Source organism: Tabrizicola sp., from assembly GCF_041913445.1.
Lineage (GTDB): Bacteria > Pseudomonadota > Alphaproteobacteria > Rhodobacterales > Rhodobacteraceae > Tabrizicola.
In genome coordinates this window covers 218,159-235,461 of record NZ_JAYSFG010000001.1, presented here as the reverse complement: position 1 = coordinate 235,461, position 17,303 = coordinate 218,159, and the positions used below count along the sequence as shown (strand labels likewise).

At 67.5% G+C, this 17,303-nt stretch carries 23 protein-coding genes; 14 read left to right on the top strand and 9 right to left on the bottom strand.

Annotated elements, in window-relative coordinates:
- Positions 1 to 138: 138 nt before the first annotated feature.
- Positions 139 to 1,113, top strand: coding sequence for a DUF808 domain-containing protein (locus tag ACE3Q6_RS01240; protein WP_374426918.1), 975 nt, complete (start codon positions 139 to 141; stop codon positions 1,111 to 1,113).
- A 56-nt stretch (positions 1,114 to 1,169) separates the two neighbouring features.
- Complete coding sequence (locus ACE3Q6_RS01235; RefSeq protein WP_374426915.1) at positions 1,170 to 1,760, top strand: DUF2934 domain-containing protein; 591 nt, start codon at positions 1,170 to 1,172, stop codon at positions 1,758 to 1,760.
- Here ACE3Q6_RS01235 and ACE3Q6_RS01230 read toward each other — a convergent pair.
- The 3 genes from ACE3Q6_RS01230 to tkt form a co-directional block, all read right to left on the bottom strand.
- Entirely contained in the window at positions 1,733 to 2,866 is a 1,134-nt protein-coding gene (locus ACE3Q6_RS01230) for an HPP family protein (protein ID WP_374426912.1), read from the bottom strand. The two genes, ACE3Q6_RS01235 and ACE3Q6_RS01230, sit on opposite strands and share 28 nt — an antisense overlap.
- 60 nt (positions 2,867 to 2,926) lie before the next feature.
- Positions 2,927 to 3,505 (bottom strand): PepSY-associated TM helix domain-containing protein, encoded by a 579-nt coding sequence (locus ACE3Q6_RS01225; protein WP_374426909.1) that lies wholly within the window; start codon positions 3,503 to 3,505, stop codon positions 2,927 to 2,929.
- A gap of 108 nt (positions 3,506 to 3,613) precedes the next feature.
- Complete coding sequence (gene tkt / locus ACE3Q6_RS01220) at positions 3,614 to 5,629, bottom strand: transketolase (RefSeq protein ID WP_374426906.1); 2,016 nt, start codon at positions 5,627 to 5,629, stop codon at positions 3,614 to 3,616.
- A 212-nt stretch (positions 5,630 to 5,841) separates the two neighbouring features.
- Here tkt and ACE3Q6_RS01215 point away from each other — a divergent pair, with 212 nt between their 5' ends.
- From ACE3Q6_RS01215 to ACE3Q6_RS01190, 6 genes are read left to right on the top strand one after another with little or no spacing between them, the layout of a single operon-like run.
- Positions 5,842 to 6,333: a hypothetical protein gene (locus ACE3Q6_RS01215; protein WP_374426903.1), complete on the top strand. Its 492-nt coding sequence runs from the start codon at positions 5,842 to 5,844 to the stop codon at positions 6,331 to 6,333.
- Positions 6,326 to 6,691 (top strand): cell division protein ZapA, encoded by a 366-nt coding sequence (locus ACE3Q6_RS01210; RefSeq protein ID WP_374426900.1) that lies wholly within the window; start codon positions 6,326 to 6,328, stop codon positions 6,689 to 6,691. Before ACE3Q6_RS01215 ends, ACE3Q6_RS01210 begins: the two co-directional genes overlap by 8 nt.
- On the top strand, positions 6,688 to 7,029 hold the full coding sequence (locus tag ACE3Q6_RS01205) for a hypothetical protein (protein ID WP_374426897.1): 342 nt from the start codon (positions 6,688 to 6,690) through the stop codon (positions 7,027 to 7,029). The genes ACE3Q6_RS01210 and ACE3Q6_RS01205 overlap by 4 nt, the downstream gene beginning before the upstream one ends.
- Positions 7,026 to 7,337 carry an MliC family protein gene (locus tag ACE3Q6_RS01200; RefSeq protein WP_374426894.1) on the top strand — a complete coding sequence of 104 codons (312 nt, stop codon included), beginning with the start codon at positions 7,026 to 7,028 and terminating at the stop codon, positions 7,335 to 7,337. The genes ACE3Q6_RS01205 and ACE3Q6_RS01200 overlap by 4 nt, the downstream gene beginning before the upstream one ends.
- 56 nt (positions 7,338 to 7,393) lie before the next feature.
- Positions 7,394 to 7,621 (top strand): type II toxin-antitoxin system CcdA family antitoxin, encoded by a 228-nt coding sequence (locus tag ACE3Q6_RS01195; RefSeq protein ID WP_374426891.1) that lies wholly within the window; start codon positions 7,394 to 7,396, stop codon positions 7,619 to 7,621.
- Positions 7,621 to 7,923, top strand: coding sequence for a CcdB family protein (locus ACE3Q6_RS01190; protein WP_374426888.1), 303 nt, complete (start codon positions 7,621 to 7,623; stop codon positions 7,921 to 7,923). The genes ACE3Q6_RS01195 and ACE3Q6_RS01190 overlap by 1 nt, the downstream gene beginning before the upstream one ends.
- 57 nt (positions 7,924 to 7,980) lie before the next feature.
- Here ACE3Q6_RS01190 and grxD read toward each other — a convergent pair whose 3' ends face one another.
- The 5 genes from grxD to purL form a co-directional block, all read right to left on the bottom strand.
- Positions 7,981 to 8,340, bottom strand: coding sequence for a Grx4 family monothiol glutaredoxin (grxD, locus tag ACE3Q6_RS01185; RefSeq protein ID WP_374426885.1), 360 nt, complete (start codon positions 8,338 to 8,340; stop codon positions 7,981 to 7,983).
- A gap of 191 nt (positions 8,341 to 8,531) precedes the next feature.
- The gene (locus tag ACE3Q6_RS01180) at positions 8,532 to 8,729 is read right to left on the bottom strand and encodes a hypothetical protein (protein WP_374426881.1); all 198 of its coding nucleotides are present in this window, start codon (positions 8,727 to 8,729) and stop codon (positions 8,532 to 8,534) included.
- 81 nt (positions 8,730 to 8,810) lie between these two features.
- On the bottom strand, positions 8,811 to 9,047 hold the full coding sequence (locus tag ACE3Q6_RS01175; RefSeq protein WP_374426878.1) for a BolA/IbaG family iron-sulfur metabolism protein: 237 nt from the start codon (positions 9,045 to 9,047) through the stop codon (positions 8,811 to 8,813).
- A gap of 27 nt (positions 9,048 to 9,074) precedes the next feature.
- Positions 9,075 to 9,572: a GNAT family N-acetyltransferase gene (locus tag ACE3Q6_RS01170; RefSeq protein WP_374426875.1), complete on the bottom strand. Its 498-nt coding sequence runs from the start codon at positions 9,570 to 9,572 to the stop codon at positions 9,075 to 9,077.
- A complete protein-coding gene (purL, locus tag ACE3Q6_RS01165) occupies positions 9,572 to 11,725 on the bottom strand; it encodes a phosphoribosylformylglycinamidine synthase subunit PurL (RefSeq protein WP_374426872.1) in 2,154 nt (717 codons plus the stop codon). Before purL ends, ACE3Q6_RS01170 begins: the two co-directional genes overlap by 1 nt.
- Positions 11,726 to 11,929: 204 nt before the next feature.
- On the opposite strand from purL, the gene ACE3Q6_RS01160 reads away from it, so the two are divergent.
- From ACE3Q6_RS01160 to ACE3Q6_RS01145, 4 genes are all read left to right on the top strand, one after another.
- Positions 11,930 to 12,277: a YciI family protein gene (locus ACE3Q6_RS01160; protein ID WP_374426869.1), complete on the top strand. Its 348-nt coding sequence runs from the start codon at positions 11,930 to 11,932 to the stop codon at positions 12,275 to 12,277.
- A gap of 1 nt (position 12,278) precedes the next feature.
- A complete protein-coding gene (locus ACE3Q6_RS01155) occupies positions 12,279 to 12,617 on the top strand; it encodes a YciI family protein (protein WP_374426866.1) in 339 nt (112 codons plus the stop codon).
- Positions 12,614 to 13,813 carry an RNA polymerase sigma factor gene (locus tag ACE3Q6_RS01150; RefSeq protein WP_374426863.1) on the top strand — a complete coding sequence of 400 codons (1,200 nt, stop codon included), beginning with the start codon at positions 12,614 to 12,616 and terminating at the stop codon, positions 13,811 to 13,813. Before ACE3Q6_RS01155 ends, ACE3Q6_RS01150 begins: the two co-directional genes overlap by 4 nt.
- Positions 13,814 to 13,915: 102 nt before the next feature.
- Positions 13,916 to 14,362 (top strand): hypothetical protein, encoded by a 447-nt coding sequence (locus tag ACE3Q6_RS01145; protein WP_374426860.1) that lies wholly within the window; start codon positions 13,916 to 13,918, stop codon positions 14,360 to 14,362.
- Between the two features lie 237 nt (positions 14,363 to 14,599).
- On the opposite strand, the gene ACE3Q6_RS01140 is transcribed toward ACE3Q6_RS01145, so the two are convergent.
- Positions 14,600 to 15,505: a LysR family transcriptional regulator gene (locus ACE3Q6_RS01140; protein WP_374426857.1), complete on the bottom strand. Its 906-nt coding sequence runs from the start codon at positions 15,503 to 15,505 to the stop codon at positions 14,600 to 14,602.
- Between the two features lie 192 nt (positions 15,506 to 15,697).
- Between ACE3Q6_RS01140 and murI the strand changes: the two genes are divergently transcribed.
- Both murI and ACE3Q6_RS01130 read left to right on the top strand, forming a co-directional pair.
- Complete coding sequence (gene murI, locus ACE3Q6_RS01135; protein WP_374426854.1) at positions 15,698 to 16,510, top strand: glutamate racemase; 813 nt, start codon at positions 15,698 to 15,700, stop codon at positions 16,508 to 16,510.
- Positions 16,510 to 17,250 carry a DUF1684 domain-containing protein gene (locus ACE3Q6_RS01130; protein WP_374426852.1) on the top strand — a complete coding sequence of 247 codons (741 nt, stop codon included), beginning with the start codon at positions 16,510 to 16,512 and terminating at the stop codon, positions 17,248 to 17,250. The genes murI and ACE3Q6_RS01130 overlap by 1 nt, the downstream gene beginning before the upstream one ends.
- Positions 17,251 to 17,303 lie beyond the last annotated feature (53 nt).

Sequence of the window (17,303 nt, the reverse complement as noted above, 5' to 3'; positions counted from 1 at the left end):
CTGGGTTCAAGGCGAAAAACGACGTCATATCATCATGTTAGCGCAATCTTCGCCTGTTTGCGCTAACCCTTGGCACCGCTTTGCCGAATCCCGCGTTTCCCGCTACATCCAAGGTTGCAGTGACAAGGGACATGGCGCATGAGCGGACTTCTGGCACTTCTCGACGATGTGGCGGCCATCGCAAAGGTTGCGGCTTCGTCGGTCGACGACATCGCCGCCGCCGCCGCCAAGGCCGGGACCAAGGCCGCGGGCGTGGTGATCGACGACGCTGCGGTGACGCCGAAGTACGTCCACGGCTTCTCCGCCGACCGGGAGCTGCCGATCATCTGGCGCATCGCGCTTGGCAGCTTGCGCAACAAGCTCATCGTGCTTCTCCCCGGCCTTCTGGCGCTGGACCATTTCGCGCCCTGGATCATCACGCCCTTGCTGATGCTGGGTGGGGCCTATCTCTGCTTCGAAGGGGCCGAGAAGCTGGTCCACGCCTTCGCGCCCCATGCCGACCACGAGGTCGAGAAGGATTTCGACACCAAGGACCCCGCGCATCTGGAAGAGGAAAAGGTCGCCGGCGCGATCAAGACCGACTTCATCCTGTCGGCCGAGATCATGACCATCGCGCTTGCCACCATCGAGAGCCCCAGCTTCTGGATGCAGGCGATCACGCTGGCCGTCGTCGGCACGCTGATCACCGTCGCGGTCTACGGCGCGGTGGCGCTGATCGTGAAGATGGACGACGTGGGCCTGCATCTTGCGGCCACTGGGCGGACCTCGGCGGGCCGCGCGCTGGGGCGGGGTCTGGTTCGGGGGATGCCGAAGCTGATGGCACTTCTGTCCACCGTCGGGACGGCGGCGATGCTTTGGGTCGGCGGCAACATCGTGACGCACGGGCTGGAGGTCACGCATCTCTGGCCCTGGCCCTACGAGACGATCCACCATGCGGCCGAGGTCGTGGCCCATGCCGTCCCCGCAGCGCAGGGCTTCGTCGCATGGCTGGTCACAGCCGCGCTGGATGGCGTCTTCGGCCTGATCCTGGGCCTGCTCCTGATCCCCGTGGCAACCCGGATCATCGGGCCGCTCTGGGCCGCGGTCACCGGCAAGAAAGCCGCCGCGCACTGACGGAACCCTGCCTCTGTCCCCGGCGTTGATGCCGCGAACCAGAACAGGGGTGCATGATGGACCGCAACGATTTCGAAGCCTGGGAAACCCGCGTCCGCGACCGCGCCCGGACGCTTTGGCAGGACGCCGGACAGCCCTCGGGCGGGGCAGAGGCCTACCTTGACGAGGCGCGCGAGCTGATCGCGATCGAGGAAGTGCCGCCCCCCACGCTGGACCCCGAGGAGGCCGCCGAGCCGGTGATCGAGGAAGCCTCGATCCAGGGCAACCTCGGCGAATTCCCGACGCTGACCGACCAGGGCGAGGAACAGGTCTTCCCCACCGCCCAGGGTGAGGACGACGACGGCCCGCGTCTGTCGGATGGCGACGCCTCGGAAGACGGCGGCGTCCTTCCGTCCGAGGACTACCCCGACGAGGACCTGCCCGAAGTTTCGGTCGCGGACGCTGATGTCACCTCAAGCACGGTCAATGCCGAGGACGATCCCCAGAACCCCGACCTGAACGACGACGGGTTGCCGGACCCAGAGGACCTGGACGACGAGGAGGAGGTCGAGGGCGAGATGGACCCCGGCGACGAATACGAGGACAGCGCCCCGCCGGACCCCGAAGACACTGCCGAGGGCTACGACGAGGCGGTCCGCGGCTCCTGACCCAACGCCAGCCGCTGCGCCAAGGCCGACACGAGGTCGGTGCGCGTCACGATCCCCACGATGGATGGGCCGGCTACCACCGGCACCGCCTCGGCCCCGCCGTCGGCCAGGAGCGGCAAAAGCGCGCCGACCGGCGTCTCGGGGGTCACCTGCGGCACCCGGGTCTCCATGATCTCGCCGGCCTTGGGGTGCTTGGCCCGGTGGCTGTCGACCAGCCGGATCAGGGCCGAAAGCAGGCTCTTGTGCTGGCGGAAGGCGTCCTCGCGCGCCCGGCGGATCAGGTCGATCTGGAAGATCACGCCCCGAAGCGCGCCCGCTTCCACCACCGGCAGCGAGGTGAAGCCGCGGGTCCGGAAGATCTCGGCGACTTGCGACAGGGGAGCATCCGGCCCGACGGTCACCAGGTCGCGCGACATGATGTCGGCGGCGGTGAAGCCCTCCATCCGCCGCGCCGCTGCCGCCTGCTCGGCCGCGCCCACCAGCCGGGCAAGGTCGGCCACGCCGAGGTTCGCCGACTGCCGGTAGTCCTCGAGGATCGCGGCCAGTTCGGCGGGGTCAAGGCCGATGCGCTCCTCGGGCGTCGGGTCGTGGGTGCCATGCGGGCCCACCTGCGCGGGCTGGCGGAACGGGTAGACCCGGCCCACGGCACCGTTCCACAGGATGCCGATTCCGACCAGCAGCGCCGAACCAAGCGCGACCGGCCCCAGCGTCGCGGCCCAGCCCCCGGTGGCCCCCAGCGACACCAGAAGCGCTACCGCCCCACCGGGAGGATGCAGGGCCCGCCCGGCGATCATCGCGGCGATGGCCAGCCCCACGGCCAGCGGCACGGCCCAGTCCTGGTGGGGCAGGGCGGTCAGCACTGCCAGCGCGACCAGCGCGGACAGCGTATTGCCCATCACCACCGACCAGGGCTGCGCCAAGGGGCTGTTCGGCACCGCATAGACCAGCACCGCCGAGGCCCCGAAGGGCGCGATCAGCCAGCCAAGCCCCAGGCCCCGCAGCGCAAGCCCCGCCAGAAGCAGGCCAAGGCCCGCACCCAGTCCGGCGCGTGCCAGGTCCATCGCCTTCGGGCCGCCCATCGCCGGGCCGAATCCCCGCCAGTCCATCGCCCGCTCCCCCTTTGCGCGGGGCGGACCCTTACCTGACGCGGCGGAAATGAAAACCCGTCACGAGGTCGCCGCCGTCCGCATCCGCCGCCGGTTCTGCCGCCGTCGCAGCCGGGGCATCAGGAAGAGCACGATACCCGACAGCCCGAAAACCACCATCGCCGCCGCGGTGATGTCGGCAAGCCAGGTGCCGAAGGCGCGGGTCAGCCAGCCCTGTTCGTGCAGCCGCTTGAAGATCCCCTCCCAATAGGTCCGGTGCTCCAGCACCGTTCCGTCCGGGGCATGGGTGACGCGGGAAAGGTCGGTCTTGATCCAGTAATGCCCGGTGGCCAGCGCCACGATCACCTGGGCTTCGCCCGCCTCGAAGATCGCCGCCTCGCGCCCGTGATAGGCCGTGTCGCCGGACAGCTTCAGCGTCACCCCCGGATAAAGCCCCTCCGCCAGGGCCCGCGCCTGGTCCTGCGTCACCGGCGCGGCACCCGGCCAGACCTCGAATTGCGTCTCGTCATAGGCCTCGCCCTCCAGCCAGCCCATGACCAGACGCTCATGGTTCAGGAACAGGCCCGTCAGCCCGATGATGATGACCCAGGGCAGGACGACGACGCCCAGCCAGCTGTGCACGGTCTTGAGAAGTCGCATCCGGTCCTCCTGTCGGACCGGACCCTATTCCCCTGCGGCCCAGGGGTCAGCCAAAAAGCAAGCGGCGGCCCTAAGCCGCCGCTTAATCGCACGTCCTAAACTGAAGGCTCAGAGCAGCGCCTTGGCCGCCTTGACCGTGGCTTCGGCGGTAATGCCGAACTCGGCATAAAGCCGCTCCATCGGGGCCGAGGCGCCGAAGCTCGACATGCCGACGAAGCCCGCCTTCGCCTCACGGCCCCGCTCGCCCAGAAGCCAGCGGTCCCAGCCTTGCCGGACGCCCGCCTCGATGGCGATGCGCACCGGGCCGGGCGGCAGGACCTTGCGGCGCCAGGCCTCGTCCTGCGCGGCGAACAGCTCCATCGACGGCATCGAGACGACGCGGGTGCCGATCCCTTCCGCCTCCAGCTGGTCGCGGGCCTTGAGCGCGATCTCCACCTCGGACCCGGTCGCCATCAGGATCACCTGACGCTTGCCCGTCGCCTCGGCCAGCACATAGGCGCCCTTCGACACCATGTTCTGGTTGGTGTGGGTCTTGCGGACCGCCGGAAGGTTCTGGCGGCTCAGCGCCAGCACGGTGGGCCGGGTCTTTTCCGTCAACGCGATTTCCCAGGCCTCGGCCACCTCGACCAGGTCGGCAGGGCGGATGACGAGCGTATTGGGCGTCGCGCGGCTGATCGCCAGGTGTTCCACCGGCTGGTGGGTCGGGCCGTCCTCGCCCAGGCCGATGGAGTCATGCGTCATCACGTAGACCACCGGCACGCCCATCAGCGCCGACAGCCGCATCGAGGGACGGGCATAGTCGGTGAAGCACATGAAGGTCCCGCCATAGGGCCGGACGCCGCCATGCAGCGCCATCCCGTTCATCGCGGCGGCCATGCCATGTTCGCGGATGCCGTAATAGACGTAGCGGCCCTTGCGGTCTTCTGGGGTGAAGACGCCCAGGTCCGCCGTCTTGGTGTTGTTCGAGCCCGTCAGGTCGGCCGAGCCGCCGATGGTTTCCTGCAGGACCGGGTTCACTGCGGCCAGCACCTTCTCGGACGCCGCGCGGGTGGCAAGCTTCGGCAGGTCCGCCACCGCCTGCTTCTTCACCCCGCGAATGGCCGAGGCCAGCTTCGCCGGGGCCTCCAGCGAGAAGATGCGCGCGAACTCGGCCTGCTTGGCGGGCGACAGGGCGGCGAGACGCGCCTCCCACTCGGCCCGTGCCTTGGCACCCTTCGCGCCCAGCGATTCCCACCACTTCTTGATGTCGGCGGGAACCTCGAACGGCCCGCCCTTCCAGCCGTAGGCATCCTTCGCCGCCTGCAGCTGCGCCTTGTCGGTCAGCGCGCCGTGGCCCTTCGAGGTGTCCTGCGCCGCGTGGCCGATGGCGATATGCGTCTTGCAGGCGACCAGGGCGGGGCGGGGCGAGGCCTTGGCGGCCGTCAGCGCCCGGTCGATGTCCGCCGGATCATGCCCGTCGCATTCGAACACATCCCAACCCGAGGCCGCGAACCGCGCCTTCTGGTCGGTCACGTCGGCGATCGAGACCTTGCCGTCGATGGTGATGCCGTTGTTGTCCCACAGAACGATCAGGCGGCTCAGCTGCTGCTTGCCCGCAAGGCCGATGGCCTCCTGGCTGACGCCCTCCATCAGGCAGCCGTCGCCCGCGATGACCCAGGTGTAATGGTCCTGGATCTTCGCCCCCCAGCGCGCGCGCAGGTTCTCTTCGGCCATGGCGAAGCCCACGGCATTGGCGATCCCCTGGCCCAGGGGTCCGGTCGTCGTCTCGACGCCTGCGACATGGCCGTATTCCGGGTGCCCGGCCGTGATCGCGCCCCACTGGCGGAAGTTCTTCACCTGTTCCAGCGTCATGTCCTCGTACCCCGTCAGGTAGAGGAGCGAATAGATCAGCATCGAGCCATGCCCCGCCGACAGGATGAACCGGTCGCGGTCCGGCCAGCGCGGGGCCTTCGGGTCGAACTTCAGATGGTTCGCAAACAGCACCGTCGCCACGTCGGCCATGCCCATCGGCATCCCCGAGTGCCCGGAATTCGCCGCCGCCACCGCGTCCAGCGCCAGCGCGCGGATCGCGGTCGCCCGCATCCAGTGATCGGGGTTCTTCTGGCGGAGGGTCTGGATGTCCAAGGCGGCATTCCTTCGGCTGGATGGGTTGCAAAGCCTCTACCCACCGGGACCGGCAAGATCAAGCTTGGACCCCAAGGCCTTGGGAAGAAAGGCCGGTCGCCTTTCGCCGCTTTCGCGCTAAGATCGCCGATGACCGGGCCCGGGGCGATTCGGGCCTGTCGGTTTCATTGGACGGCGGGGGTCGGCTGGCCTTCGGGTGCAAGGAGTAGCGGATGCAGGACATAACCGAGCTGGAAAAGCGGATCACCGCCGCGCTGGAACGGATCGGCAAGGGGGTCGACCGCCTGGCAGCGCAGCCCCGGCCGACGGGGGCCGCACCGGTCACCGCTGCCGTGGACGCCACGCTCCGCGCCCAGCTGGAAGAGGAAAAGGCGCTCAATGCCCAGCTTCAGGCCCGGCTCCGCGCCGCCAAGGACCGCGAGGCGAAGGGCGACCTGCAGGAAAAGCTTGACCGCCTGACGCAAGAGCTGGACGTGAAGGGCCTGGAACTCCAGCGGATGCGCCGCGTCAACGCCTCGCTTCGCGAACAGCTCGAGGCGTTGCGGACCGCAGCCGCCGCGGGCGCAACCGAACCCCAGCTCATCAACAAGGCGATGGCCGCCGAGCTGGAAGCCCTGCGCGCCACCCGCCTGACCGAGATCGCCGAGATGGACGAGATTCTCGCAGCCCTCGAACCCCACCTGACGGAGGCCGGCAATGCCTGAACTTGAAGTCACCATCGGCGGCCGCCCGTTCCAGGTCTCCTGCCAGCCGGGAGAGGAGCACTTCCTCCGCGCCGCCGCCGGGATGCTGGACGCCGAAGCTTCGCCCATCATCGCGCAGATGGGCCGCCTGCCGGAAGCGAAGATGCTCCTGATGGCGGGCCTGATGCTGGCCGACAAGACCGCTGCCGTCGAGGATGAGCTTCGCAGCCTTCGCGCCCGCGTGGCCGAGCTGGAAGCCCGCCCCATCGCCACGCGCGACGTCGCGGTGATCCCGCCGCAGGTGGGCGAGACCCTGGCCGAGATCGCTGCCCGGGCCGAAGCGATGGCCGCCCGCGTGGAAGAGCAGGTCAAGGCATGAGGGCTTTGCCGGCCCGTCTTCTGACGGCCGCTCCGGCGCTGGCGGGGCCGGATGTTGTCCAGTCCAGCTGGACCTGCGACGCGGTAAACGGAAAAGTACCGCTCCACGCCGCCTATGTCGCCGGCAGCGACGGCACGGTGGCCTTGGTCGCCGTGAACGGCTTCCTGATCGCCATGTCGCCGGAAACGGTGGAGGAGGGGCAGAAGTTCGGGGGGCCCTCGCCCGACGCACCGGGAAGCGAGTCGGTCTGGTGGGACCGGGGGGACACCGCCTGGTTCATGGCCCGCCAGAACGGGACCGAGGCCCCGATCGCCACCTGCACCCGCGACCCGGAATGAGGGCGCTGGCGCTGATCCTGCTGCCCGCCGCTGCCTCCGCGCAGGATTTCACCACCACGACCTATGCCTGCGACAGGGGCGTCGAGATCCCGGCCACCTATGTCAACGGCCCAGACCTCAGCCTTGTGGTGATCCATGTCGAGGGCAGCCAGATCACGCTGGTGAACGAACCCGCCGCCTCGGGCGCGCGCTATGGCTGGCCGTCGGACGGGTCGAACTACGTCTGGTGGACCAAGGGTGAGGAGGCGACGCTCTACTGGAAGACGCCCGAAGGCGAGGCGCTGCTCCTGACCTGCAAGGCGGGGTGACATACCGCTTCCGATGCGGTATATTTTGCACTACCCTTCGTGCGAAGGAGACCGCCATGCCCGCCACCCGCCGTGCCACCTCGATGACCCTGGATGCAGCCCTCCTGGACGAGGCGAGGGCCTTGGGCGTGAATCTCTCCCGCGCGGCAGAGGAGGGGATTCTTCTCCAGGTCCGTGCCGAACGTGCCCGACGCTGGAAGGAAGACAACGCCGAGGCCATCGCGGATTACAATCGGTGGATCGAGGAGAACGGAATACCCAACATGGGAATCCGGATCGTCTGATGGCGCGACAGTTCGATCTGTACCGTGACCCGGACGGCGGCTTGCTCTTGGTCCTGCAAAGCGATGCACTTGATGGCTTGGGAACGCGGGTTTTCGCCTCGTGTGTCCCGTCAGACGGCAGCCGACCGGCTGAACTCGAGCGGCTTTCCATTCCCTTCATCTTCGCGGAACGCGAGTATCGCGTCATGCTGAACCTTTTGGGTACGGCCCGAGTTGGCGGCATGGGACAGAAGGTTGGCAACCTGGCGACCCTGCGCGATCAGATCACCAAAGCCATAGACCTTCTTGTCACCGGCGTTTGACGTCGCAGAAAATGCAAAAGGCCCGCCGAAGCGGGCCTCAGCAAGCATTTGATCGGCTCACGCGTTCGCTTCGCGGATCTTGTCCGCCGCCGCCTTGTCGAAGGCCACGCCCTTCGATTCCAGAAGCTGGTCGAGCTCTCCCGACAAGGTCATCTCGGTGACGATGTCGCAGCCGCCAACGAATTCGCCCTTCACGTAAAGCTGCGGGATCGTCGGCCAGTCGGAAAAGTCCTTGATCCCCTGTCGGATTTCGGGGTCGGCCAGCACGTTGACGTCCTGGAACTCCACCCCCATGAAATTCAGGACGCCCGCCACGCGCGAGGAAAACCCGCACTGCGGCATCATCTTGGTGCCCTTCATGAACAGCACCACGTCGTTCTTCTCGATCGTGTCCTTGATCGTGTCTGCAGCGCTCATCGCCCGTTCTTCCTTTTCCATCTGCGGAATTCCCATTTCCGGGTGACCCGCCAGTGTCTCGTCCCATATTTCAACAGCGGCCAAATGCTTTCAACCGACAGGACCGCATACAGCACCAGGAACCCGACGATCCAAGGCGCGGTCCAGGGCGACTTTCCGATCAGCCCGGCCGCAAAGCCGTGGTCCACCGTCTAGCGCTGGTCCCGGCTTGCCAGATAGGCCGCCATGCGCCGTTCGGATTCCAGCGTCGCCGCGCGGCGCTTTTCGAATTCCTCGTCCACCGGTTCAGGCGCACCCGACTTCCGCCGCTTCCGGTTCCGGACCATCGTGACGATCCCGACCAGCGGCAGAAGCGCCGAGATCACGCCATATCCTGCACCCGTAGCCATCATCCTGCCTTTCGCTGTGCGTCGGCCCAAATCTAGGCGTCTTGCGGCGGACCTACAAGACACTGCAGGGTGAGCCAGCGGTCAGTCGGGCGCCTTGGTGGTCAGCGCCAGCGCATGCAGCGCTCCGTTCGGGCCGTCCATCTTGCCCTTCAGCGCCGCATAGACCGCGCGCTGCTGCTGGACGCGGTTCATGCCCTTGAATGAGGCGTCGATGACCTCGGCCGCGAAATGCGCGCCGTCGTCACCCTGCACGCTGATCTTCGCGTTCGGGAAGCTTTCCCGGATCAGGGCTTCGATATCGCGGGCTTCGATGGGCATCAGGTGGTCTCCTTCTTCGTCCCGAACCTAGGCCCGGGGGGCCAGCGGTTCAAGGGATTCCCATTCGGAGCGGAGGAGGCCCATAAGGATCAGGTCCACCGCCCGCCCCAGCGCCGGGCGATACCAGTGCGCGCGCTGGCAACCCTCCTGCCGGAAGCCCGCACGGCTGTAGATCTTCAGCGCGCGCGGGTTCTCGGCGCTGGCGTCCAGCCACAGGCGCGCGGCGTCCAGGTCGCGGAAAGCGTGGTCCACCAGCGCGCGGAAGAACCGGTCACCCGCCCCGCCCCCCGCCCGGTCAAGCGCGATGCGGAAGAGTTCCACCACGCCGCCCGGTGCACCGAGGCCCCGGAAGATCCCGAAACCGCGCGTCCCGTCCGCGTCCCAGATCACGACGGCTGCCTCGCGGCTGTCGATCCAGCCCTGCAGGGCGGCCTCGTCGCTGTCGCCGATGAAGGGCGCGTAGTCGGCCCGGGTGGTCAGGCTGCGGATGAAGGGGATGTCCTCCGCCGTCGCCGGTCGCAGCATCAGACGCCCACGGTTGCGGCAAAGGCCGTGCGGTAAAGCTGCGACAGGGCGGTCAAAGGTGCGCTGTCGGTGCCGAAGGTGACCTTGTCGCCACCGAACGTGCCGACCTGCGTCACCGGGGGCCCGCCCGCCGCTGCCGTGAAGGCCGCAAGGTCATCCGCCCGGATCGCCACCACGTAGCGCGCCTGGTCCTCGCCAAAGAGCTGTCCGATGTCGCCCGTGGTCAGCGTAAGCCCGATTCCCGCGCCCTCGGCCATCCGGAAAGCCGCCAGCGCCAGCCCGCCGTCGCCCAGGTCCCGCGCCGCGCGGATGCGCTTGCGGTTGGCCAGAAGCGCCTTCGCCGCCGACGCCTCGGCCGCCAGGTCCACCGGCGGAGGCTCTCCGGCCTCGATCCCGAAGGCCTCGGCCAGAAGCGCCGACTGGCCAAGGTGCCCGCGCGTCTCGCCGATCACCACGACGATGTCGCCGTCCGCCGGCTGGCCCGCGATCAGCTCGCCGGCCTGCATGATCCCCACAGCGCCGATGGTCGGCGTCGGCAGGATGCCCGAGCCGTCCGTCTCGTTGTAAAGGCTCACGTTCCCCGACACGATCGGCATGTCGAGCGCCTTCACGGCGGCGCCGATCCCCTCCAGCGCGCCGACGAACTGGCCCATGATCTCGGGCTTTTCCGGGTTGCCGAAGTTCAGGTTGTCCGTCGTCGCCAGCGGCTTTGCCCCTACGGCCACCAGGTTCCGGTAGGCCTCGGCCACCGCCTGTTTGCCGCCCTCGAACGGGTTCGCCTTCACATAGCGCGGCGTCACGTTCGAGGTGAACGCCAGCAGCTTCCCCGTCCCATGCACCCGCACCACGCCCGCGCCCACGCCCGGCGGGACGACCGTATCGGCCCCCACCTGGCTGTCGTATTGCTCGTAGACCCAGCCCTTGTGGGCATAGCTCGGCGACCCGATCAGCGCCTTCAGCGCCGCGATGGGCGTGATCACTGGCACCGCCGGCAAGGGCGCCGGGGCAGGGGAGGGCACATGAGGACGATCATATTCCGGCGCCGACGACGACAACTTCGACAGCGGGATATCCGCCTTCACCTCGTTGCCGTGCAGGATCAGGAAGCGGTCCTCGGGGATCGTCTCGCCGACGATGGCGAAGTCCAGGTCCCACTTCTCGAAGATCGCCCGCGCCTCGGCCTCCTTCTCGGGCTTCAGCACCATCAGCATCCGCTCCTGGCTTTCCGACAGCATCATCTCGTAGGCCGTCATCCCGGTCTCGCGCTGGGGCACGTCGTCAAGCTGCAGCTTGATCCCGAGGCCCCCCTTGTCGCCCATCTCGACCGCCGAACAGGTCAGCCCCGCCGCGCCCATGTCCTGGATGGAGATCACCGCGCCCGAGGCCATCAGCTCCAGACAGGCCTCCAAGAGCCGCTTCTCGGTGAAGGGGTCGCCGACCTGCACCGTCGGCCGCTTCTCCTCGATGGTGTCGTCGAACTCGGCACTGGCCATCGTGGCCCCGCCAACGCCATCGCGGCCCGTCTTCGCGCCCAGATACACCACCGGCATCCCCACACCGCTGGCTGCCGAGTAGAAGATCTTGTCCGTATCCGCCAAGCCCGCCGCAAAGGCGTTCACCAGGCAGTTGCCGTTGTAGCTGCGGTGAAACCGCACCTCTCCGCCGACCGTCGGCACGCCGAAGGCGTTGCCGTAGGAGCCCACGCCCTCCACCACGCCCTTCACCAGATGCGCGGTCTTCGGATGCGAGGGCAGCCCGAAGCTCAAGGCATTCATCGCCGCAATCGGCCGCGCACCCATGGTGAAGACGTCACGCAGGATGCCGCCCACGCCCGTCGCCGCGCCCTGGTGCGGTTCGATGTAGGAGGGGTGGTTGTGGCTCTCCATCTTGAAGATCACCGCCTGGCCGTCGCCGATGTCCACGACACCCGCGTTCTCGCCCGGCCCGCAGATCACCTGAGGTCCGGTGGTAGGCAGCTTCTTCAGGTGGATCTTCGACGACTTGTAGGAACAATGCTCGTTCCACATCGCGCTGAAGATGCCGAGTTCCGTGAACGTCGGCTCCCGCCCCATGATGCCCAAAAGCCGCTCCCATTCGTCGGGCTTGATCCCGTGGCTGGCGACGAGTTCCGGCGTGATGGCGGGTTCTTGCATGGCATCCCCTTGAGCAGGCACTTTGGCGACTTGGCCCGCCTCATAAGGGAAAGGTTGACCAAGGGCAAACCACCCCGCCGCGCCAGCGCCGAAAAAATTTCGCGGGCTGGGAGACGGGATGTCGAAAACCCTTCCGGCCTTGCGTCCTTGGTCTAGGATCGCAGGGCAAGCCCGCCCTTCGACCGGCAAACGACAGGATGAATGATGAAATACATGCTGACGCTCTACGCCGCCCCCGGGGCCGAACCCGCACCCGGAACGCCGGAATTCGACGCGATGATGGCTGAATACATGGCCTTGGGCGAGGGCATGCCCGGCGTGGCCACGTTCCTTGCCGGTGAAGGCCTGCAACCCGTGGAAACCGCCACCACCGTCCGCAAGCGCCGTGACCGGGTCGAGACGATCGACGGCCCCTTCGCCGAAACCCGTGAACACCTGGGCGGCTTCTACCTGATCGAGGCCGCCGACCTTGACGCCGCCCTGCGCTTCGCCGCCGCGATCCCCGCCGCCCGCTACGGCTCGGTCGAGGTGCGCCCGGTGATGGAGTACTGACATGAAATACATGTGCCTGATCTACACCGATCCCAGCGTGACCCCGCCGATGGGCCAGAACATGAACGCGGCCTATTTCGACCTGAACCGCCGGATGAAAGAGGCGGGCGTGATGGTCTCGGGCGATGCGCTGCAGCCCACCCGCACGGCCACGTCGCTCCGCAAGCGCGGCGACAAGGTCGAGACGATGGACGGACCCTTCGCCGAAACGCGTGAGCATCTCGGCGGCTACTACATCATCGACTGCCCCGACCTCGACCAGGCGCTGCACTGGGCCGCGCAGATCCCCGGTGCCGCCTACGGCACCGTCGAGGTGCGCCCGCTCGTCGTCTTCGGATGATCGAAGCGACCCTTGCCCAGGCGATGCAGCAGGATCGGGGGCGGCTTCTGGCCGCCCTCATCGCACGGACGGGCGACTTCCAGCGGGCCGAGGATGCCTTGCAGGACGCCGCCGCCTCTGCGCTGGTGCACTGGGGCAGGGCAGGGGTTCCCGCCAGCCCCACGGGTTGGCTTCTGCGTGCGGCGCTCCGCAAGGCCATCGACGGCTATCGCCGCGACACGACTCTCTCGCGCCACCGCGAGGCAATTGCCGTCCTGGCTGCGGAAGAGGCCGCGGAGCCCGACCCGCAGGCCATCCCCGACGACCGCCTGCGCCTCATCTTCACCTGCTGCCACCCGGCGCTAGAGGAGAAATCGCGCATCGCCCTGACCCTGCGCTCGCTCTGCGGGCTGACCACCGCCCAGGTCGCCGCCGTCTTCCTCGATGCCGAGCCGACGATGGGCCAGCGCCTGAGCCGTGCCAAGGCCAAGATCGCCGCCGCCCGCATCCCCTTTGCCGTGCCGGAACCCGAAGTCCTGCCAGAGCGGCTGAATTCGGTCCTGACGGTCGTCTACCTGATCTACACCGCAGGCTATGCCCAGGGTCCGCAGACCGGCATCGACCTCTGCACCGAAGCGATCTTCCTGGCCCGCCTTCTGGTGAAACTTGCCCCCGACCAGCCCGAGGTCGAGGCCGCGCTTGCGCTTCTCCTTCTGACCCAGGCCCGCGCTGCGGCGCGGATAGGTCGTGACGGTCTGACCCTGTCGCCCGTCGATCAGGACCGCAGCCTCTGGGATCTCTCCCAGCGCGACGAAGGACTGGCGCTCCTTGACCGCGCCATTGCCCGGCGCGCCCCGGGTCCGTTCCAGCTGAAGGCCGCCATCGCGGCGCTGCACGCCGCCGACGGCCCGCCGGACTGGCCCCAGATCGCCGCGCTTTTTGCCCGCCTGCGGGATTTCGAACCCACTCCGGTGGTCGCGCTGAACCACGCCGTGGCCCTTGCAGAGGCGGGTCACGTTCCCCTGGCCCTGGCGCAGGCACGCGCCCTGTCAGAGGCTCTGCGCGACTATCAGCCATTCCATGCGGTTCTTGCGGAACTTCTGGCCCGGATTGGGGATGTCGCTCCGGCGCGCGATGCCTATCGACGGGCGATCGCGCTTGCGACCTCTCCCGCCGACCGCGCCTTCCTGACGGCCCGTCTCCAGGCGCTGCACTGACGGCGGCCCTCCGCCACATCGGCGCGCGAGCCGGAACAACCTCGCCTATCGCCGGTTGATCGCCGCACGCCGAATTTTCGGCCTACAGTAGGAGATGACACCATGTTCAATTCCAAGACCCTTGCGGCCTCGGTCGCCCTGGCTGCCCTGACGGCGATCCCGGCCATTGCCGTCGAACTCTCGGCTGACGCCAAGCTTGGCGCCACGCCCGAGGACATGACCACCGTGACGGTGATGGGCGACTCGGCCTTCGTCGGCAACGAGGTCCGCACCAAGGACCAGATCGTGATCGGCCAGGTGGAAAGCGTCTATGACGGCGGCGACGGCGCCCCGGTGGCCGTGGTCACCCTGAACAGCGACTTCGGCGCGAAGTCGAGCGTCAAGTCCTTCACCGTGCCGCTCGGCTCGGATGTGACCGCCGACGGCTCGCTGACCCTGGGCTGGACCGAGGCGGAGCTCATCGCCGCGATCTCGTCGAACATCGAGCCGACGAGCCCGGCGCTGGACAACTCGGATGACAGCACCAAGGACGACTCCTCGGGCGGCTGACGCCCGACACGGCCTGAACCTTGTGGCCCGGCAGGAAACTGCCGGGCTTCTTCTTGCGCCAGGCCAAAAAAAAGGCCGAGCATGACGCTCGGCCAAGTCCAACAGGGAGGTACGAAGGGACGAGAGCACGCTCATCGCCGCTTCGAGAGTTCAGATAGTGCTACCTGCTTGCGCAAACAAGTCAGGAATGCCCGACGTTTGGGCAATGCCGCTATGCAAATGCTGCATGGCAGCAATTCAGGCCGCGGCATCCTCGGACTGGCGCCGGCGGAAGGACATGATTTCCTCGGTCACGAAGTCCCGGAAGGCCGCCACGCGCTTGGAATGGCGCAGCTCCTCGGGATAGGCCAGGAACACCGGCACCTCGGCGCTTTCGACCTCGGGCAGGACCCTGACGAGGTTCGGAAAATCCTCGATCAGATAGTCCGGCAGCACCCCGATCCCCAGGTGGTTCAAGACCGCCTGCAGCACGCCGAAGTAGTTGTTCACCGTCAGCGTCGAGGGGATGTCATGCGTCATCAGCTCGGCCACCAAGAGCGCCCCCGCCGCCACCTGCGGCGTGCCCGCGTGCTGGCTGATCAGCCGGTGGCTGCTGAAATCGTCCATCGACTGCGGCGTGCCATGCGTGGCCAGGTATTCCGGCGTCGCGAACATCTGCATCTTGATCTGCATCAGCCGCTTGCGGATGAGGTCCGCCTGTGACGGCTCCTTCATCCGGATCGCCACATCCGCCTCGCGCATGGGCAGGTCCAGGACCCGCTCTTCCAGCATCAGGTCGATCTTCAAGGCCGGGTATTTCGCGTAAAGCCGGGCCAGCCGCGGGGCCAGCCACAGCGTGCCGAACCCCGTCGTCGTCGTCACCCGCAACTCGCCGAAGACCTCGTCCTCGCTGTCGCGGATCCGCGCGGCCGTCGCGTCCAGCCGCCGCACCATCTGCGTCGTCGCGTCGAACAGAAGCTCGCCCTGTTCGGTCAGGATCAACCCCCGCGCATGGCGGTGGAAGAGCGTGACGTTCAGGCTTTCCTCCAGCGCACGGATCTGCCGGCTGACCGCCGATTGTGACAGGTGCAGCACGTCGCCCGCATGGGTCAGGCTGCCCTTCTCCGCCACCGCGTGAAAGATCCTCAGCTTGTCCCAATCCATCCGCTCAACCCTTTTTTCAATTCACTGATTACGCTACCACGTCCGCGCCTAGATAGGGATAGCGCATTCCATGTAAACCCCGACCGGCAAAGGCCCGCTGCTCCTTGGCCCTTTATCCCCCTGTCGGACCGTCCTATGATCGGCGAAAAGGCACTCGCGCGCAGCAATCGCGCCAAGGCGAAAGAGGCAGGCATGGCAGTTGGCGTCTTCGATTCGGGCCTTGGCGGGCTGACTGTCCTTGATGCTTTGACAAAGCGGCTTCCGGACGTCCCCTTCGTCTACTTTGGCGACAATGCCCATGCCCCCTACGGGGTCCGCACCGCCGACGACATCTTCGCGCTGACCTGCGCCGCGACCGAACGCCTCTGGGCCGAGGGCTGCGACCTCGTCATCCTCGCCTGCAACACCGCCTCGGCCGCCGCGCTGAAGCGGATGCAGGAAACCTGGGTCCCGACCGACAAGCGCGTCCTTGGCGTCTTCGTGCCGCTGATCGAGGCGCTGACCGAACGCCAGTGGGGCGACAACTCCCCCCCGCGCGAAGTCGCCGTGAAGCACGTCGCCCTCTTCGCCACCCCTGCCACCGTCGCCTCCCGCGCCTTCCAGCGCGAACTTGCCTTCCGCGCCATTGGTGTCGATGTCGAGGCCCAGCCCTGCGGCGGGGTCGTCGATGCCATCGAACAGGGTGACGAAATCCTGGCCGAGGCCCTCGTCCGCTCCCATGTCGAGGCGCTGAAACGCCGGATGCCCACGCCCGAGGCCGCGATCCTCGGCTGCACGCATTACCCGCTGATGGAAAAGGTCTTCCAGGACGCTTTGGGGCAGGGCGTGAAGGTCTACAGCCAGGCAAACCTCGTCGCCGAATCCCTCGCCGACTACCTGCAACGCCGTCCGCAATTCGCCGGGACCGGCACGCATTCGAAGTTCCTGACCACCGGCGATCCGGCCTATGTGTCGAACAAGGCGACCCAGTTCCTGCGCCGGAAGATCACTTTCGAGGCCGCCTGATGCAGCCCCTGGCCGACTGGCGTGCCGCCCGTCTTGCCGCGCTGACCGCGCCGGACGGTTGGCTGAACCTCGTCGCGCGGATCGACCTTGCCCCCGGCCGCTTCCTTGTCGGTGCGGGGCAGGAAGTGCAACTCCCCTCCGGCCCGGACCTTCTCGGCACGCTGGAGATCACCGCCCGCGGTGCCACCTTCACCCGGCCGGGTGAGGCGCCGCAACCGTTCCTGCCCGTCCCGGATGCCTTCCCGCAGCTGCAGGTTGACCCGTTCCTCCTGGAAATCCACACCGTCGATGGCGTGCCCGCGCTCCGCGTCCGTGACCTGACGCTGGCACCGACCGTGACGCTCCGCAGCTTCCCCGATGACAACGACTGGACGGTCCGCGCCACTTGGGAGAGCTTCGCCCCGGAGGCAGCTGAAGTTGCGATGAAAGACGGCTCAAAAGCTGCTGTGACGCTGACCCATCGCGCGACCTTTCGGCATCAGGGCAGGACCGTGACCCTTACGCCCACGCACTGGAAATCCGGCAAGCCGATGTTCGTCTTCCGCGACGCCACCGCGGGCGAGACCTATCCGGCCTGCCGCTTCCTCTTCGGCGAGGACATGAGCGACACCGAAATCACCCTCGACTTCAACCGCGCGATCAGCCCGCCCTGCGCTTTCACCGATTTCGCGATCTGTCCCCTGCCGCCCCCCGGCAACATCCTGCCCTTCCGCATCGAAGCCGGCGAGCTCTCCCCGTAGGGCGGGGTTTCACCCCGCCTCCTTCGACCCGCATATAGCGTGGGCGACGCGCC

What these genes read in the sequence shown, in the direction of transcription:
- ACE3Q6_RS01240 (WP_374426918.1), top strand. Translation starts at nt 139, where the DNA reads ATGAGCGGACTTCTGGCACTTCTCGACGATGTGGCGGCCATCGCAAAG.
- ACE3Q6_RS01235 (WP_374426915.1), top strand. Translation starts at nt 1,170, where the DNA reads ATGGACCGCAACGATTTCGAAGCCTGGGAAACCCGCGTCCGCGACCGC.
- ACE3Q6_RS01230 (WP_374426912.1), bottom strand. Translation starts at nt 2,866, where the DNA reads ATGGACTGGCGGGGATTCGGCCCGGCGATGGGCGGCCCGAAGGCGATG.
- ACE3Q6_RS01225 (WP_374426909.1), bottom strand. Translation starts at nt 3,505, where the DNA reads ATGCGACTTCTCAAGACCGTGCACAGCTGGCTGGGCGTCGTCGTCCTG.
- ACE3Q6_RS01215 (WP_374426903.1), top strand. Translation starts at nt 5,842, where the DNA reads ATGCAGGACATAACCGAGCTGGAAAAGCGGATCACCGCCGCGCTGGAA.
- ACE3Q6_RS01210 (WP_374426900.1), top strand. Translation starts at nt 6,326, where the DNA reads ATGCCTGAACTTGAAGTCACCATCGGCGGCCGCCCGTTCCAGGTCTCC.
- ACE3Q6_RS01205 (WP_374426897.1), top strand. Translation starts at nt 6,688, where the DNA reads ATGAGGGCTTTGCCGGCCCGTCTTCTGACGGCCGCTCCGGCGCTGGCG.
- ACE3Q6_RS01200 (WP_374426894.1), top strand. Translation starts at nt 7,026, where the DNA reads ATGAGGGCGCTGGCGCTGATCCTGCTGCCCGCCGCTGCCTCCGCGCAG.
- ACE3Q6_RS01195 (WP_374426891.1), top strand. Translation starts at nt 7,394, where the DNA reads ATGCCCGCCACCCGCCGTGCCACCTCGATGACCCTGGATGCAGCCCTC.
- ACE3Q6_RS01190 (WP_374426888.1), top strand. Translation starts at nt 7,621, where the DNA reads ATGGCGCGACAGTTCGATCTGTACCGTGACCCGGACGGCGGCTTGCTC.
- grxD (WP_374426885.1), bottom strand. Translation starts at nt 8,340, where the DNA reads ATGAGCGCTGCAGACACGATCAAGGACACGATCGAGAAGAACGACGTG.
- ACE3Q6_RS01180 (WP_374426881.1), bottom strand. Translation starts at nt 8,729, where the DNA reads ATGGCTACGGGTGCAGGATATGGCGTGATCTCGGCGCTTCTGCCGCTG.
- ACE3Q6_RS01175 (WP_374426878.1), bottom strand. Translation starts at nt 9,047, where the DNA reads ATGCCCATCGAAGCCCGCGATATCGAAGCCCTGATCCGGGAAAGCTTC.
- ACE3Q6_RS01170 (WP_374426875.1), bottom strand. Translation starts at nt 9,572, where the DNA reads ATGCTGCGACCGGCGACGGCGGAGGACATCCCCTTCATCCGCAGCCTG.
- purL (WP_374426872.1), bottom strand. Translation starts at nt 11,725, where the DNA reads ATGCAAGAACCCGCCATCACGCCGGAACTCGTCGCCAGCCACGGGATC.
- ACE3Q6_RS01160 (WP_374426869.1), top strand. Translation starts at nt 11,930, where the DNA reads ATGAAATACATGCTGACGCTCTACGCCGCCCCCGGGGCCGAACCCGCA.
- ACE3Q6_RS01155 (WP_374426866.1), top strand. Translation starts at nt 12,279, where the DNA reads ATGAAATACATGTGCCTGATCTACACCGATCCCAGCGTGACCCCGCCG.
- ACE3Q6_RS01150 (WP_374426863.1), top strand. Translation starts at nt 12,614, where the DNA reads ATGATCGAAGCGACCCTTGCCCAGGCGATGCAGCAGGATCGGGGGCGG.
- ACE3Q6_RS01145 (WP_374426860.1), top strand. Translation starts at nt 13,916, where the DNA reads ATGTTCAATTCCAAGACCCTTGCGGCCTCGGTCGCCCTGGCTGCCCTG.
- ACE3Q6_RS01140 (WP_374426857.1), bottom strand. Translation starts at nt 15,505, where the DNA reads ATGGATTGGGACAAGCTGAGGATCTTTCACGCGGTGGCGGAGAAGGGC.
- murI (WP_374426854.1), top strand. Translation starts at nt 15,698, where the DNA reads ATGGCAGTTGGCGTCTTCGATTCGGGCCTTGGCGGGCTGACTGTCCTT.
- ACE3Q6_RS01130 (WP_374426852.1), top strand. Translation starts at nt 16,510, where the DNA reads ATGCAGCCCCTGGCCGACTGGCGTGCCGCCCGTCTTGCCGCGCTGACC.